This window comes from Jeotgalibaca sp. PTS2502, assembly GCF_001975685.1.
Taxonomy (GTDB): domain Bacteria; phylum Bacillota; class Bacilli; order Lactobacillales; family Aerococcaceae; genus Jeotgalibaca; species Jeotgalibaca arthritidis.
In genome coordinates this window covers 1090149-1104962 of sequence record NZ_CP019433.1, presented here as the reverse complement: position 1 = coordinate 1104962, position 14814 = coordinate 1090149, and the positions used below count along the sequence as shown (strand labels likewise).

15 protein-coding genes and 1 other annotated feature (1 of these 16 cut by a window edge) are annotated in these 14814 nt (G+C 38.9%); of the genes, 14 read left to right on the top strand and 1 reads right to left on the bottom strand.

Annotated features, from left to right (window positions below; all coding sequences use genetic code 11):
- The first annotated feature begins 134 nt into the window (after positions 1–134).
- Positions 135–935, top strand: coding sequence for a phosphotransferase family protein (locus BW721_RS05400; RefSeq protein WP_076766869.1), 801 nt, complete (start codon positions 135–137; stop codon positions 933–935).
- 48 nt (positions 936–983) lie between these two features.
- Positions 984–1625 carry a tRNA (guanosine(46)-N7)-methyltransferase TrmB gene (trmB, locus tag BW721_RS05395; protein ID WP_076766867.1) on the top strand — a complete coding sequence of 214 codons (642 nt, stop codon included), beginning with the start codon at positions 984–986 and terminating at the stop codon, positions 1623–1625.
- A gap of 257 nt (positions 1626–1882) precedes the next feature.
- Here the strand turns inward: trmB and BW721_RS05390 are convergent, their stop codons facing one another.
- A complete protein-coding gene (locus tag BW721_RS05390) occupies positions 1883–2233 on the bottom strand; it encodes a PepSY domain-containing protein (RefSeq protein ID WP_076766865.1) in 351 nt (116 codons plus the stop codon).
- Between the two features lie 199 nt (positions 2234–2432).
- Between BW721_RS05390 and pepA the strand changes: the two genes are divergently transcribed.
- The 12 genes from pepA to dnaI all read left to right on the top strand — a co-directional run bounded on the left by pepA (position 2433) and on the right by dnaI (position 14613).
- On the top strand, positions 2433–3509 hold the full coding sequence (gene pepA / locus BW721_RS05385) for a glutamyl aminopeptidase (RefSeq protein WP_076766863.1): 1077 nt from the start codon (positions 2433–2435) through the stop codon (positions 3507–3509).
- Between the two features lie 16 nt (positions 3510–3525).
- Positions 3526–3855, top strand: coding sequence for a thioredoxin family protein (locus BW721_RS05380; protein WP_166162881.1), 330 nt, complete (start codon positions 3526–3528; stop codon positions 3853–3855).
- A 24-nt stretch (positions 3856–3879) separates the two neighbouring features.
- Positions 3880–4494 carry a YtpR family tRNA-binding protein gene (ytpR, locus tag BW721_RS05375; protein WP_076766859.1) on the top strand — a complete coding sequence of 205 codons (615 nt, stop codon included), beginning with the start codon at positions 3880–3882 and terminating at the stop codon, positions 4492–4494.
- 29 nt (positions 4495–4523) lie between these two features.
- The gene (locus BW721_RS05370; protein ID WP_076766857.1) at positions 4524–5207 is read left to right on the top strand and encodes a hypothetical protein; all 684 of its coding nucleotides are present in this window, start codon (positions 4524–4526) and stop codon (positions 5205–5207) included.
- A 143-nt stretch (positions 5208–5350) separates the two neighbouring features.
- The gene (gene murC, locus BW721_RS05365; protein ID WP_076766855.1) at positions 5351–6682 is read left to right on the top strand and encodes a UDP-N-acetylmuramate--L-alanine ligase; all 1332 of its coding nucleotides are present in this window, start codon (positions 5351–5353) and stop codon (positions 6680–6682) included.
- A gap of 340 nt (positions 6683–7022) precedes the next feature.
- Positions 7023–7490, top strand: a complete 468-nt coding sequence (locus BW721_RS05360; protein ID WP_076766853.1) for a MaoC/PaaZ C-terminal domain-containing protein — start codon at positions 7023–7025, stop codon at positions 7488–7490.
- A 25-nt stretch (positions 7491–7515) separates the two neighbouring features.
- Positions 7516–10167 (top strand): DNA polymerase I, encoded by a 2652-nt coding sequence (gene polA / locus BW721_RS05355; protein WP_076768651.1) that lies wholly within the window; start codon positions 7516–7518, stop codon positions 10165–10167.
- 67 nt (positions 10168–10234) lie between these two features.
- Positions 10235–11086 carry a DNA-formamidopyrimidine glycosylase gene (mutM, locus tag BW721_RS05350; RefSeq protein WP_076766851.1) on the top strand — a complete coding sequence of 284 codons (852 nt, stop codon included), beginning with the start codon at positions 10235–10237 and terminating at the stop codon, positions 11084–11086.
- Complete coding sequence (gene coaE, locus BW721_RS05345) at positions 11087–11686, top strand: dephospho-CoA kinase (RefSeq protein ID WP_076766849.1); 600 nt, start codon at positions 11087–11089, stop codon at positions 11684–11686.
- Between the two features lie 64 nt (positions 11687–11750).
- Positions 11751–12254: a transcriptional regulator NrdR gene (nrdR, locus tag BW721_RS05340; RefSeq protein WP_076766847.1), complete on the top strand. Its 504-nt coding sequence runs from the start codon at positions 11751–11753 to the stop codon at positions 12252–12254.
- Positions 12255–12256: 2 nt separating this feature from the next.
- Complete coding sequence (locus BW721_RS05335) at positions 12257–13687, top strand: replication initiation and membrane attachment family protein (RefSeq protein WP_076766845.1); 1431 nt, start codon at positions 12257–12259, stop codon at positions 13685–13687.
- Positions 13687–14613 carry a primosomal protein DnaI gene (gene dnaI / locus BW721_RS05330; protein WP_076766843.1) on the top strand — a complete coding sequence of 309 codons (927 nt, stop codon included), beginning with the start codon at positions 13687–13689 and terminating at the stop codon, positions 14611–14613. The genes BW721_RS05335 and dnaI overlap by 1 nt, the downstream gene beginning before the upstream one ends.
- A 57-nt stretch (positions 14614–14670) precedes the next feature.
- Positions 14671–14814: a binding site (T-box leader), on the top strand (it continues 77 nt past the right edge of the window).

Here is a 14814-nt window from a genome sequence, read left to right as displayed (position 1 = left end):
AAGTGCGTAAGCGCGGAAAGGTCACTTTCGTTTCCATACGGATATGATTGAGGATTGGGCATTCCGTTCTCCAATTCACTACATTGAGCATCGATGCGTCAATCAGAAATGAGAATGAGTAAGGAATGAACAACATGGACTATAAGATGGATTCGGGGTGGAAACTTCATCCCATTGGAGGAGATACAGGGCATGCTTATATGGGGGTACGAGCGGAAGAGAAGGTCTTCTTGAAACGCAATTCGTCACCTTTTTTAGCTGCGCTCTCGGTTGAAGGTATTACACCGCGTCTGATTTGGACGAAACGAATCGGTAACGGTGATGTTCTGACAGCTCAAGAATGGTTGAATGGCCGTGTTTTAAATGGGGACGAGATGCAATCGGAAGAGATTCTTTCTTTGCTTAAGAAAATCCATTATTCTGACCATTTACTCAATATGCTCCGTAAGGTAAAAGGACAAGTGTATGATCCAGAAATGTTTATGATGGATTACTTGGCTGATTTGGATGAGGAATTGCGGACCAATAGCTTTTTAACGATGGTAGCTACTTATTTAGAGGAGAGTCTGCCTATCATTAAAGGGGCTAAGTATGCTGTTTGTCACGGTGATTTGAATCGTAAGAACTTCATTTTAACGAATGACAGTCGCTTGTATTTAGTGGATTGGGAAATGGTGAAAATTGCTGATCCGATGTCTGATTTAGCCATGATTTTAGTGAAGTATGTTAATCCTGATCAATGGTATGACTGGCTGAAACGCTATGGTTTACTGCAACCGGAAGAATTAAAAAATAGTATTGAATGGTACAGCATGATGAATCGCTTAATTTTGATTAAACGATACCACTCAGCTGGCGAAAATATTAAGATGAATGGACAAATCTTGTTTTTGAAGGAAGCCTATGAAGACCGCCTTCACCAGCAAGACCAATAGCCCACAGCTGTTTGGCTGGGGCTATTTGAATGAACGGAGGAAAAAAGAATGAGAGTAAGAAATAAACCATGGGCAGCTGATAAATTAGCTGAACATACCAATTATGTTGTGACTAATCCAGAAGCATTAAAAGGAAAATGGAATGACCATTTTGAAAAGAGCCAACCGATTCATATTGAAGTGGGATCTGGTAAGGGCCAATTTATTGTAGGAATGGCTAAGCAAAACCCAGATATTAACTACATCGGGATCGAGCGCCAAACCAGTGTTGCTGTTATGGCTCTAGATAAAATTTTAGAATCTGAATTACCTAATGTGAAATTATTAAATACAGATGGTGGCTTGATTTCAGATTATTTTGAAGCTGGCGAAGTAGACCGCGTTTACTTAAACTTCTCTGATCCATGGCCAAAATACAAGCATGAAAAAAGAAGACTAACGTACCGTTCATTTTTAGAAAATTACCAAACTATTTTGAAAGCAAACGGTGAGGTTCATTTTAAAACGGACAATCAAGGCTTATTTGAATATTCGCTTGGTTCATTCTCGCAATATGGTATGGTTTTAAATCAAGTTTGGCTTGATCTACATGCCTCAGACTATGAAGTGAATGTTCGAACTGAATATGAAGAAAAATTTGCTGCAAAAGGGCAACCGATTTACCGAGTAGAAGCGCAATTTAAAGATTAATTTAAAAATCATTCAAAAAGCCAACTGGTCTGTTTGATCAGTTGGCTTTTTATATGGGCAAATGGTCGATACAGCTCCAAAAATTGGGCTGTATCTTACATCTAGGTCTCAAAATGTGCGATACAGCACTTAAGTCGTTAGCTGTATCGCACATTTAGGGCATGCCATGTAAGATACAGACGTTTTTAGCAAGATGTATCTTACATGCCGCACAAAATTCAGAGCAAAAAAAAAGATTGAGCATAGCGCTCAATCTTTTACAGCTTATAAATATCTAAAACTGTACCTGTGTAGGCATCAGCGATAAATTCGTATTGAATCAATTCGCCGTTTTCTTTTCTGGAAATACCGCCGTAGTATACGTCTGTTTCTGATGAGAAACGCGTTAGTGGCACAGGATGAAGTTCAATCCATGACCCTTCGATTGGTCCTTCAGCTAAAAACATTTTTTTGACATTGTCTAAAATATGGTCGCCATTTACTTTTTTATTACGGTTTAAAAAGAGTGCCGTTAATGTCGATCCAATCACTAGGCCTGATCCAAATAGGACGCCAGCTAGAATGGATTCTTTATTCTTATCATAAAAAGAGCGTTTTTCAAATAGCATGATGATTACCTCCCGCTAGGTCGTTTCTTTACTCAGTATAGCACAAAGGCGGGGGATTATTCTACCATGACCAGATAAAGACTAAAGTGGACTTATTGCCGGTTTATGGCTCTTTCTGTATAATGGTTAAGAGATTAGTTATAAAGTCAAAAATAGAGGAGGAAGAAAGACGAGAAAGTGACGTCTTTCCTATGCATTCATGAATGACAAGACATTTCAATTAATTAAAGAACTCACTGAAATACAAGGAACAAGTGGCAATGAGAGCCGCGTTCGCAATTATATGCGTGAAAAAATGACACCGCTAGTTGATTACATCCAAACAGACGGCCTAGGTGGCATTTTTGGTGTCCGCGAAAGTAAACAAGCAGACGCACCCCGTATCATGGTAGCTGCACATATGGATGAAGTGGGCTTCATGGTTTCTCAAATCACAGCAAACGGTATGATAAAAGTAGTACCCTTGGGAGGCTGGAACCCTTATGTGGTATCGGCGCAACGCTTTACACTACAAACACGAGAAGCAGATATTCCCGTTATTTCATCATCTGTACCGCCACACCTATTAAGAGGTATGGCAGGACAAGCTGATGTGAAAGTGGAAGACATTTTATTTGATGCTGGTTTTGATAGCTTTGATGAAGCCATGTCATTTGGCGTTCGTCCAGGAGATGCGATTGTACCGGAAGTCGAAACCATTTGGACTGCCAATAAAAAGAAAATTATTTCAAAAGCTTGGGATAACCGTTACGGAAATACGGTTATTATTGAAGCTCTGGAAGCTTTAAAAAATGAAGAATTGCCAAACACCTTTATTGCAGGTGGTAACGTTCAAGAAGAAGTTGGCCTACGCGGAACAAAAGGTGCTGTTAATATGTTGAAACCTGATTTATTCTTCGCTGTTGACTGTTCACCTGCCAACGATCTACAAACAAAAACCAATACCTTTGGCCATTTAGGTGAAGGATTCTTATTACGTCTACAAGACCCAGGTATGATTACGTTGCGTGGTATGCGTGAATTCTTACTTGATACGGCAGAAACACATAAGATTCCTTACCAATATTTTGTATCAAAAGGTGGCACAGATGCAGGTGCTGCTCATCAAATGAATAAGGGTGTACCGAGTGCCGTTATTGGTGTTTGTGCGCGTTATATCCACACTCATCAAACCATGTTCCACATTGATGACTATGATGCTGCTAAAGAAATGGTGATTCAAGTTGCCAAGTCATTAGACAAGAGCACTTATGAAACGATTATGGAAAGAAACTAGAAAAGGGGCGACTGAAATGGAAATTTTAACAACAATAGACCAATTAAATCAGTTAAAAGCAAGTGAGCGTACAGTGTTTATGTTTACAACAACATGGTGTGGCGATTGTACGTACATTAAGCCATTTATCCCATCAATTGAAGCACATTTTCCAGACTTCACTATTGTTGAAGTAGACCGTGATCAATTTATGGACTTCGCTCAAGAATTAGGAGTAATGGGGATTCCTAGTTTTGTGGTTTACCACCAAAACGAAAAAGTTGGCGATTTTATTTCCGCTGACCGCAAAACCCAAGAAGAAATCGAAGCCTTTTTAACGGAAATTAATCAAAAACTATCAAAATAATGAATCAATGAAGGAGTCAGTAACATGTGGTTGAGTTTTTATAATGCCCAAGTTGGTTGGGATGTTTTAGCATTAACAAAAGGGGATATTTCGCGCGACGATTTATCAACTGAATCAAAAGGATCCGTAACGCGTATATTTAATACAGAGACAAATGAAACAGTGAGTTTTAATGTATTTGGTATTTCAGAGCACTTTACGCCAACTGGTAATGGACAAGTGATTTTGACAGAAGAACAAGAAGCAGCAGTTAATCAAGTGATTAAAACAGCTGGTTTTGACGATCAGATTACTGTAGACCGTTCAGCTAAATTTGTAGTCGGTTATGTAACCGAATGTGTGCCTCACGAAGATTCTGACCATTTATCAGTGACACAAACAGAAGTTGATAATGGTGAAGTGTTACAAATTGTCTGCGGCGCAGCTAATATTCGTAAAGGTCAAAAAGTCGTTGTTGCTAAGCCTGGTGCTGTTATGAATGACGGTTTAATTATTTGGCCTGGTGAACTACGTGGCGTGAAGAGTAATGGTATGATTTGTTCGGCTAAAGAGCTAGGTGTAGAAAATCCGACAGGTAAAAAAGGAATCCTAGTGCTAGATGAGCAAGCAGAAACTGGAAAAGCATTTTTCGACTTATAATCTAAACAGAAGAAAGGGGTGTTGCTTCCATGGTACGCAATCACTTTGATGAGGAAAAACGCTCAAATCCTTTGCAGCGTAAAGCATTTCCTAATTATTTAATCACACAAACAGATAATGACCAAAATAAAGAGGTTAAGGAAACAAAACAAGCTGATTCCTTTATAGCGGAGAGTATGTTGGATGCAACACCAACTATTCCTTTCCTCAGAGAGTCAAAAGACAGCTTTAATGACCATCTTTTTGAGCAAAAGGAAGAAGAAAAAGTTGTCCAAAAAGACTATTTTGTCGAAGAAAAAAAACGCTTCGAAAAGGAAAAACGAACACAGGCTAGTGCAACATCATTTTCGCTTTATAAGAGTCGTCGACCGTTTAAGCCAACCGAAGTTCCTTCCCTTTGGAATAGTTTAACTTACCGTACCGAAACCGATGATAAACTAGATTATTCACGTCTAAAAAAAGAACTACAAGTCGCTGATGATGATTTGATTTTGGTTGATTTGAATCCTAAACAGCCATTACCACCCTCAAAAACAAGCAAACCTCTCGTTCAAGAAGAGGTTGAAGCTGAATTACCAAATAAGACCAAAAAAGCGCTCAATCGCTCGCTTTTAGGGATTATGGAGGAAGAAGGCTTAGCTAATCAAGCACTAGCAAATAATGCTCGTCCAGCTAAACCGAATCATAGTGGCTTTCATTCGTTTTTTGAATAAGAGTCATCCACAAAGCAGTTGACTTGTTTTTTTTAGTGAAAGTGGTATACTTTCGAGGTGTGTTTTTTTATAAATTTACGTATATAAGTTTCTTGTCGAGTTATTTTAAAGAGGCAAGTGTTTCGAGTTAGTGGAGGAATATAATGAATAATGAACGAATTTATCACTTTGTGGGGATTAAAGGATCGGGTATGAGTGCATTAGCCTTGATTCTTCATGGTAAAGGTTACCAAGTGCAAGGGTCAGACGTAGAAACTTACTTTTTTACTCAAAAGGGTCTCGATGAAGCGAACATCACCATTTATCCGTTTGGAGCCGACAATATTAAAGAAGGGTTAACTGTTATTGCAGGAAATGCCTTCTCAGATGATCATGAAGAAATTGTCCGAGCAAAAGAGCTTGGTCTTGAAGTCATTCGCTATCACAATTTTATTGGCGAATTTATTAATGACTATACAAGTATTGCCATTACAGGATCACATGGAAAAACATCAACAACAGGCTTATTATCACATGTTTTAGGTGGCATTAAACCCACATCATACTTAATTGGTGATGGAACGGGCTACGGCCGTGAAGATGCAGATTTTTTTGTATTGGAAGCATGTGAATACCGTCGTCACTTTTTAGCATATTCTCCTGATTATGCAATTGTAACGAATATTGATTTCGACCATCCTGATTATTATACCGATATTAAAGATGTTTTTTCAGCTTTTGAAGAATTTGCTTCTCAAGTGAAAAAAGGGATTATTGCATGCGGAGATGATTTGTATATCCGCCATTTTAATCCAGATTATCCGGTTATGTTTTATGGGTTTAACAGCGACAATGATGTTGTAGTAACGAATGTTGAAAAAACGACAGCAGGATCTATTTTCGATGTAACTATTAAAGGCCAATACTACGGCCGTTTTAGTATTCCATCATTTGGCGACCATAATATCTTGAATTCTTTAGCAGTGATTACGTTCTGTTATTTAGAAGGATTAGACAAAGAAGCTGTTCAAGCCCAATTAACAACCTTTACAGGTGTGAAACGTCGCTTTACTGAAAAAATGGTGGAAGATATGGTCATCATTGACGACTATGCCCACCATCCACAAGAAATTAAAGCGACTCTGGATGCAGCTAAGCAAAAATATCCACAACGTGATATTATTGCCGTATTCCAGCCACATACCTTTACGCGTACCGTGGCATTGATGAGTGAATTTGGGGAAGCCTTGAATGAGGCCGATGCCGTATTCTTATGCGACATTTTCTCTTCTGCTCGTGAGCAAAAAGGAGATGTTTCTATCCTTGATCTAGCTGGAAAAGTAGAAAAAGGGGCCGAAATTCTTGTTATTGACAATATGTCACCATTATTAGCCTATAAAGATGCAGTGGTGATTTTCATGGGTGCTGGCGATATTCAAAAATTCGCTGCTTCATATGAAGAACTTTTAAGCCACAGTGTAAAACGTACAAACTAATTGATACTAAAAGACGGGAGAATCCCCGTCTTTTTTTGTAGACTAGGGGATTATAAGTTCAGCCATCAATGTCTAGCTCCCAAGTCCTGACCTAGTGAAAAAAAGATAAATTTGCCCCATTGCGCGCTTCGCTGCTCGCTAACGCATATCATTCGACTAACCCGCTGAAGCGTGAAGTCTCCTGACAATTCAGGGTCAAATTTCCTATTTTTTCATAGGTCAAGGCGGACTTGTCCGCTTTTCTTGTTAAACAGGCTGGTAGAATCGCTTGTGATAGATAAGTCGGTTAGAGTTTGCTAAAATAAAGATAATCATAAGTGTGCAGAAAGGAACGATAGCGATGGCGTTGGAGGATATTAAAATCGGTAAAACGATTGATGAGATTGAAGAAGGGGATTCACTGAGTGTAACGGAAGTCATTGAATTGAAAGATATTTTACTCTATCTAGGATTGACAAATGACAACAATCCGCTCTATCTTCAATATGATTACACGCAATTGACAAAATATAAAAAACCAATTGTGCCAGCTGTCTTGATTATTGGAATTTTAACAAGTAATGTTTCCAAACATCTTCCAGGACCAGGTTCAAATGTGGTTGATGTCTCACTCGATATATTAGAACCCATCCACCATAGTACAACGATTACCTTTGAGTTTGAAGTAAAACGGGTAGATGAACGAAGAGAGCAAGTGACGATTGCGGTAGAAGGAAATTCACTTTCAGGTGATCGCTTGTTGGAAGCTGAATTAATTGTTGAGACACCGGAAAAACTGATTGTTTCACATCCGGAAACCATTGAATAAAAATGAGAAAGTTGGTTTTAAACAGATGGCAGAAAAAAAGAAATTATTATTATTAGACGGAAGCAGTTTGGCTTTTCGATCGTTCTACGGTTTATTAGATTTAAATCGTTTTAAAAATCAAAATGGCTTGCATACCAATGCCTTATTTGCTTTTAATCGCTTTTTAGATAAATTGTTAGAAACAGAAAATCCAACACATATGTTGGTTGCATTTGATGCAGGGAAAACAACTTTCCGTACAGAAGCTTACAAAGAATACAAGGGTGGCCGTCAATCGATGCCGTCAGAATTGGCTGAGCAATGGCCTTATTTTAAAGTATTAATTGATGCACTAGGAAGTAAAACCTATGAATTGGTTAATTACGAGGCTGATGATATTATCGGAACTTACGCAAGGCAAGCAGAAGAGCAAGGCTTTGATGTTGTTATTATAACTGGTGATAAAGATTTGACTCAATTAGCTTCAGACCAAACGCGAGTGGATATTACGGTTAAAGGAGTTTCTGAATTAAAGGCTTATACACCAGCTTCTATTCGAGAGGAAATGGGAATTGAGCCCCTTCAAATCATTGATCTAAAAGGCTTGATGGGCGATACATCGGATAATTATCCAGGTGTTAGAAAAGTTGGCGAAAAAACAGCCCTTAAATTAATCAAAGAGTATGGTTCTGTTGAAAACCTTTATGAGCATGTCGATGACATGAAAAAAAGTAAAATGAAGGATAATCTTATTGAAGATAAGGACAACGCCTTCTTATCGAAGCAATTGGCAACTATTGATATCGCTACACCAGTTGAAATGGACCTTGAAGAACTAGCGCTTAGTGAGAAAGATCATGAGAAACTAGTAGCCTTTTACCGTGAAATGAACTTCAATAGTTTCTTAGACAATCTCGGTCATTCAGAAGAAGACCAGTCTGAAGCCTTTAAAGACATCCATTATGAACGTGTGGAAGACATTACAGATAAACATTTTAGCGATAAAATGGGTCTTTATGTTGAAATGCTAGACGACAATTACCACTACGGCAAAATGATAGGTGTGGCTTGGGGAGATGCCAATCATTTATATGTCGCGCCAATTGAACGAGTCCTAGAATCAGAAGCCTTTAAAAAATGGGCGGCAGATGATCGTAAAGAGAAACTCGTTTATGATGCCAAACGAACGATAGCGATGTTACACTATGGCGGTATTAGCTTAAGAGGCGTATCGTTTGATGTTTTATTAGCATCGTATATCATTAATACCAATGATAGTGGCAGTGATATTGCAGCTGTGGCTCAAGAGTATAACTATACCGATGTTTCTTTTGATGAAACCATTTATGGGAAGGGTGCTAAGTTAGCTGTACCTGAAGATGAATCAGTTTTATTTGAGCATTTAGCTCGAAAAGTTCAAGCGATCTTGAAACTAGAAGAACCGCTACAAATCGAACTGGAAAAAAATAATCAGCATGACCTTTATTTTGATATGGAATTACCACTTGCTAAAGTTTTAGCCAAAATGGAATTAAGAGGAATTAAGGTAGAGCCAGAGAAATTGGAGAAAATGAAAGTAGAATTCTCTAAACGATTAGATGAAATGGAAGAGGCCATTTATGAAGAGGCTGGCGAACCCTTTAACGTTAATTCACCAAAACAGTTAAGTGTTATTTTATTTGAAAAAATGGGACTGACACCAATTAAGAAAACGAAGACAGGTTTTTCAACAGCCGTTGATGTGTTAGAAAAATTAAGTGCGACAGCGCCTATCGCTCAAATGATCTTAGATTATCGACAGTTAGCTAAACTACAATCGACTTATGTGGAAGGGTTATTGAAGTTTATTAAAGCTGAAACAGGTAAGGTACATACACGTTATGTGCAAACATTAACCCAAACTGGACGTTTAAGTTCAACGGATCCTAACTTGCAGAATATTCCGATTCGCATGGAAGAGGGGCGTAAGATTCGCCAAGCCTTTGTGGCTGAAAAAGAAGGGTGGAAGATTTTTGCATCTGACTATTCTCAAATCGAATTGCGCGTATTGGCTCATATCTCAGGTGATATTCATATGAAGGAAGCCTTCGTTGAAAATCAAGATATCCATACCTCAACTGCTATGCGTGTCTTTGGTATCGAACATGAAGCGGATGTCGACAGCAATATTCGCCGCCAAGCAAAAGCTGTAAACTTTGGAATCGTTTATGGGATTAGTGATTATGGACTGTCACAAAACTTGAATATTACACGTAAACAGGCTAAAGAATTTATTGACCGTTACTTTGAGAAATACCCAGGCATCCAACAATTTATGGCTGATATTGTTGAAGAAGCTAAGGAAAAAGGATTTGTGGAAACACTCTTCCATCGTAGACGTTACTTACCCGACATTTCGAGTAGTAACTTCAATCTACGCTCGTTTGCAGAACGAACTGCAATTAACTCGCCTATTCAAGGATCAGCAGCCGATATTATTAAAGTGGCAATGATTCGTATGGAAGATGAGATTGAAAAACGTGGCTTACAAGCAAAAATGCTCCTACAAGTACACGATGAGTTAATCTTTGAATGCCCTGAAGAAGAAGTGGCTATTTTAGAAGAGCTTGTCCCGCAAGTGATGGAGCATGCGGTTGAATTAAGTGTGCCGCTAATTGTCGATAGTAATTACGGTGATAGCTGGTACGAAGCAAAATAAATAATCATTCAGAAAGGAAAATAGGCGTGCCTGTTTTCTTTTCTGTTCTTATAAGGAGAAGATAAGTATGCCAGAACTTCCAGAAGTAGAAGTTGTTCGCAGAGGATTAAATCAAACGATTGCCCATTCGACGATTAGTCATGTGGATGTCTTTTGGAGTCGCATGATTACACCACCATTTTCATCTGAAAAATTTAAAGACGTATTAGCTGGTGAAACCATTCATACGGTTGAGAGACGAGGCAAATATTTGATTTTCCTATTGGATAATTGGGTTATGGTGTCCCATTTGAGAATGGAAGGCAAATACGAAGTCGTTGACAGTAAGGAAGACTATAAAAAGCATACCCATGTGGTTTTTCATCTAAGTGACGGCAGGGATTTGCGTTACCTTGATGTGAGGAAATTTGGTCGTTTTTCACTTGTACCCATTGATAAGCAAGATGATTACGAACCCTTTAAAAAATTAGGTCCAGAACCAACAGCAGAAAGTTTCCGTTTTTCAGATTTTAAACAGCGCTTATCTCGTACTAGTCGTGCCATTAAAACGGTTATTTTAGACCAGCACGTGGTGGCAGGTGTCGGCAATATTTATGCGGATGAATCGTTATTTGAAGCAGGTGTTCATCCTCAAAAACCAGCCAATGAGCTGAATGAAACAGAAAGTCGGCAACTTCATCAAGCTATTATAGCGGTTATTGGCCGTGCTGTTTCAGCAGGCGGTTCGACTATCCGAACCTATAAAAACAGCTTTGGTGAAGAAGGGCATTTCCAAATTTATTTAAATGTTTATGGGAAAAAGAATCAAGCTTGTCCACGTTGCGGCACGCCAATTGAAAAAATAAAAGTCGGCCAAAGAGGCACTCATTTTTGTCCCAACTGCCAGTATTACGCTAGTGAACAAGAGGGGGACAAATAAATGTTTGTACTTGGTTTAACGGGTTGTATCGCAACTGGAAAATCAACCGTATCGCGCTATTTAGCCTCTAAGGGAATTGCTATTGTCGATGCCGATTTAGGAGCTCGTCAAGTGGTTGAAATTGGTAGTCCTGGCTTACAGGCCATTGCTGACTATTTTGGTCCAGACGTGTTGTTGGAGGATGGCAGTTTAAATCGAAAGAAATTAGGCAGCCTTATTTTTTCAGATTCTGAAAAAAGAGCAGCCCTCGATGGCTTATTGGACGGGTATATCCGCCAATGGATGCGTGATCAAATTGATTTTCATCGTCAAAATGGCGTTGATTTATTAGTATTAGATATTCCGCTCTTATTTGAAGCAGGCTACGCCCCTCTTTGTGATGCTATTATGGTTGTTTATACGCCAAAGGAGTTACAGTGTCAGCGTTTGATGCAACGTGATGACTTAACCAAAGCTCAAGCCATTGACCGCATGAACAGCCAACTATCGATAGAAATAAAAAAAGAAAAAGCAGATATTGTCATTGATAATAGTGGCAATTTGGCAGAAACCTACTTACAAGTTGATCAATGGCTAGCTAAAAGATCTGTTGAAAACTAGCCCGAGCGCTTGATAAATATGGTATAATTGCCGTAATAAAGAAGACTAGAAAGGGGTTAAGAAGATGCAATGTCCAAAATGTCATTATAGTGGAAGTCGGGTTGTGGACAGCCGCCCCATCGATGATAATAACTCGATTCGTCGCAGACGCGAATGTGAGAGTTGCCACCAACGATTTACAACATTTGAGCGAATTGAACAATCACCATTATTGGTTATTAAAAAGAACGGCACGCGTGAAGAATTTAGCCGTGAAAAATTGTTACGTGGTCTCGTAAGGTCATGTGAGAAACGCCCAATTGCACTGGAACAATTAGAAGACTTAGTCAATACCGTTGAAAAAGAAATCCGCTCACAAGGTGAGAATGAAATTTCATCTCTAGAGATTGGCAAGTATGTGATGGATGAATTGGTAAAAATTGACGATGTTGCTTACATTCGATTCGCCAGTGTTTACCGCCAATTTTCAGACCGTCAAACCTTTTTAGATGAGCTGAAAAAATTGGAAAAGAAAGACCCCCGTGAAGCGGATGCCCCAGCATCAGGGCAAGATGGAGAGGATTCTTAACCATGACTTATCCGTGGAAAGAATTAAGTCCAAAAGATTCATTGACGGTTCGCCAAACTGCCGTTATTTCTGATTGTGATAAACAGGTTGTCACTCTCCTGTATCAACCCATTATTGGGCCTCATGCCTATAGTTTATATATGCTATTGCTAGCTGAAGTTACGGGTGGCCTTTATAAGAGTGAAGACCGTCTTCATGCTGATTTGTTGAGCACATTAGGGCTAGGTATTCCAGAGCTTTATCAGGCTCGGGTTCGTTTGGAAGCCATTGGATTATTAAATACCTATCTTAAAAAAGAGGGCGATAAGCATTATCTTTATGAACCATGCCCACCTCTGACGAGTAAGCAATTTTTTGAAGATGATTTAATGCGTCTATTGTTAATGGAATATGTGGGAGAGAACAAACTACGGTTACTACAAGAAAAGTTTACTTATCCACTCGTTGATCAAGCACATTTTCAAAAGATTACCAAATCATTTTTAGAGGTTTATGATTTATCGAGTCAAGCTTATAGCAATAAAGCTCAAGCATTGCCACAAGGGCAGGCTTATCTACAAGCTAAAAATGGCCAATCACCTAAACTAAGTACAGCGACATTTGATTTTCAATTGTTAAAGCAATTCTTACAAAAGGAATTTTTTAACCAGGACGCTTTAACAGACGAGGTTCAATCTGCCATAGTCGTTTATCACCACATGTATGGTCTGGATGAAATGGCAATGGCTAACTATTTACTTCGTGCAGCTAACCTGGAAACAGGTCACATTAACTTAAGAGAACTTGAAAAAAGTGTCTTAGATGAAAGAGACCAGCTCGTTTATCCTGCTATGCCACTGCAAGACAAGGTGATGTCTACAATTGAGAAACAGAGCCAAAAAGCTGATGATCGCCAAAAAGAATTAACACAAGCAGGTTATACACCGGCGGAAATTGCGTTAGTTCTTCAAAGCGAACGAATGACACCGATGGCTTTTATTAGCGGGATAAAGAAGCAAAAAAATGGAACGGTTACGTCTGCTGAGAAAAAATTAGTGTCTGTCTTACTGGCAGATCACAAATTAGAGCCAGCTGTTTTGAATATGCTTATTTATTATTCCTTAGTCATTCAAAAGCACCCGACCTTGGTGAAAAATATCGTTGAGGCGATTGCCAATGACTGGACACAGTCTAATGTGACTCGACCTGAGCAAGCCATTGAAAAGACCAAACAGTTTGTAGGTCAGAAAAAAGCTGCTGCAGAAAAACGAGAAGAAAATCGCTCAGCCCGTTACTACGGTAAAAATGTGGTCCGAAAGGTTGAGAAATTACCTGATTGGGCCAAAGACAATCAAGGTCCTGTTACGGAAGAATTATTACCAGAAGATGTTCAGAAGAAATTTAATGAACGATTGAAGAAATTTAGAAATAGTGGAAAGGCAGGGGATTCATGATGGATCATGTGGGAAAAGGATTTCGAAATTATTTGAACCGTCCCGGTAACAGTGAAAAATTTGAACAAATGGTTCAATCCATTCTTGCCGACTCCGATGTTCAACTCTTTTTGTCTAAACATGAAGACCAATTATCGCAAGCAGTGGTAACCAATAGTTACTCAAAATTGCATGAATTTGTTCAAGAAAAAAGAAAGTTAGCAAGAGGGGAAGAGGGCCAAAATCCTGGTTATATTCCTGAATTAGCGATTAATGCGGGCTATATCGATGTGGTTTATAAACCAAGTCCAGATACGATACGTAAGGAACGTGAGAAAGAATTGCGTAATCGTATTAACTCGATTAATATCTCTAAGGATGCGCGTTCTGCAACAATGGAGAAGTTCTTACAGACTTCTGACCGAATGGAAGTTTTGGAATTAGCTTTTAATTTCGTTGAAGCCTATCATGAAAATCCTAGAGACCACCACCAAGCGCTATACTTACACGGACCTTTTGGTGTTGGGAAGACCTACCTACTTGGTGCAATTGCCTACGAATTATCTTTGCACGGGCATTTAACGACCTTAATGCATTACCCAACCTTTACTCAAGAGATGAAGGCCTCAATCGCTGATCAAACTGTTCAAGAGAAATTAACAATTATTAAGAACAGTGAAATATTGATGCTGGATGATATTGGAGCTGAAGTTAATTCAACTTGGATTCGCGATGAAGTGTTAGGTGTTATTCTGCAGCACCGTATGCAAGAAAAATTGCCGACTTTCTTTTCTTCGAATTTAACCTTTGAAGAGTTGGAACACCATTTACGAATTGGTAACCGCGGTGAAGATGAGCCGATTAAGGCAAAACGCTTGATGGAACGGGTGAAATACTTGTCTAAGCAAGTCACTATGACGGGTAAAAATCGCCGCTTGGAATCTTAATATAAAAATAAACTTGCTTTTTAAAAAAGATAGTGGTTTAATATGGTCAGATTATAATAAAAATCGTTGAGAAAGACACACAACTAAAGTGTTATTTGTAGAGAGAGATGGCTTGGTGAAACATCTCAATAAGCTTTGGATTGGACCACTTTCGAGAAGACTTTCTGAATTGAGTAGGAAAGGCCGGGCACGCCCGTTATA

Bases quoted from the DNA above. Each gene is read 5' to 3' on its own strand.
- dnaI (WP_076766843.1), top strand. From the start codon at position 13,687: ATGGATCATGTGGGAAAAGGATTTCGAAATTATTTGAACCGTCCCGGT.
- BW721_RS05370 (WP_076766857.1), top strand. From the start codon at position 4,524: ATGGTACGCAATCACTTTGATGAGGAAAAACGCTCAAATCCTTTGCAG.
- coaE (WP_076766849.1), top strand. From the start codon at position 11,087: ATGTTTGTACTTGGTTTAACGGGTTGTATCGCAACTGGAAAATCAACC.
- trmB (WP_076766867.1), top strand. From the start codon at position 984: ATGAGAGTAAGAAATAAACCATGGGCAGCTGATAAATTAGCTGAACAT.
- mutM (WP_076766851.1), top strand. From the start codon at position 10,235: ATGCCAGAACTTCCAGAAGTAGAAGTTGTTCGCAGAGGATTAAATCAA.
- ytpR (WP_076766859.1), top strand. From the start codon at position 3,880: ATGTGGTTGAGTTTTTATAATGCCCAAGTTGGTTGGGATGTTTTAGCA.
- murC (WP_076766855.1), top strand. From the start codon at position 5,351: ATGAATAATGAACGAATTTATCACTTTGTGGGGATTAAAGGATCGGGT.
- BW721_RS05380 (WP_166162881.1), top strand. From the start codon at position 3,526: ATGGAAATTTTAACAACAATAGACCAATTAAATCAGTTAAAAGCAAGT.
- nrdR (WP_076766847.1), top strand. From the start codon at position 11,751: ATGCAATGTCCAAAATGTCATTATAGTGGAAGTCGGGTTGTGGACAGC.
- polA (WP_076768651.1), top strand. From the start codon at position 7,516: ATGGCAGAAAAAAAGAAATTATTATTATTAGACGGAAGCAGTTTGGCT.
- pepA (WP_076766863.1), top strand. From the start codon at position 2,433: ATGAATGACAAGACATTTCAATTAATTAAAGAACTCACTGAAATACAA.
- BW721_RS05360 (WP_076766853.1), top strand. From the start codon at position 7,023: ATGGCGTTGGAGGATATTAAAATCGGTAAAACGATTGATGAGATTGAA.
- BW721_RS05390 (WP_076766865.1), bottom strand. From the start codon at position 2,233: ATGCTATTTGAAAAACGCTCTTTTTATGATAAGAATAAAGAATCCATT.
- BW721_RS05335 (WP_076766845.1), top strand. From the start codon at position 12,257: ATGACTTATCCGTGGAAAGAATTAAGTCCAAAAGATTCATTGACGGTT.
- BW721_RS05400 (WP_076766869.1), top strand. From the start codon at position 135: ATGGACTATAAGATGGATTCGGGGTGGAAACTTCATCCCATTGGAGGA.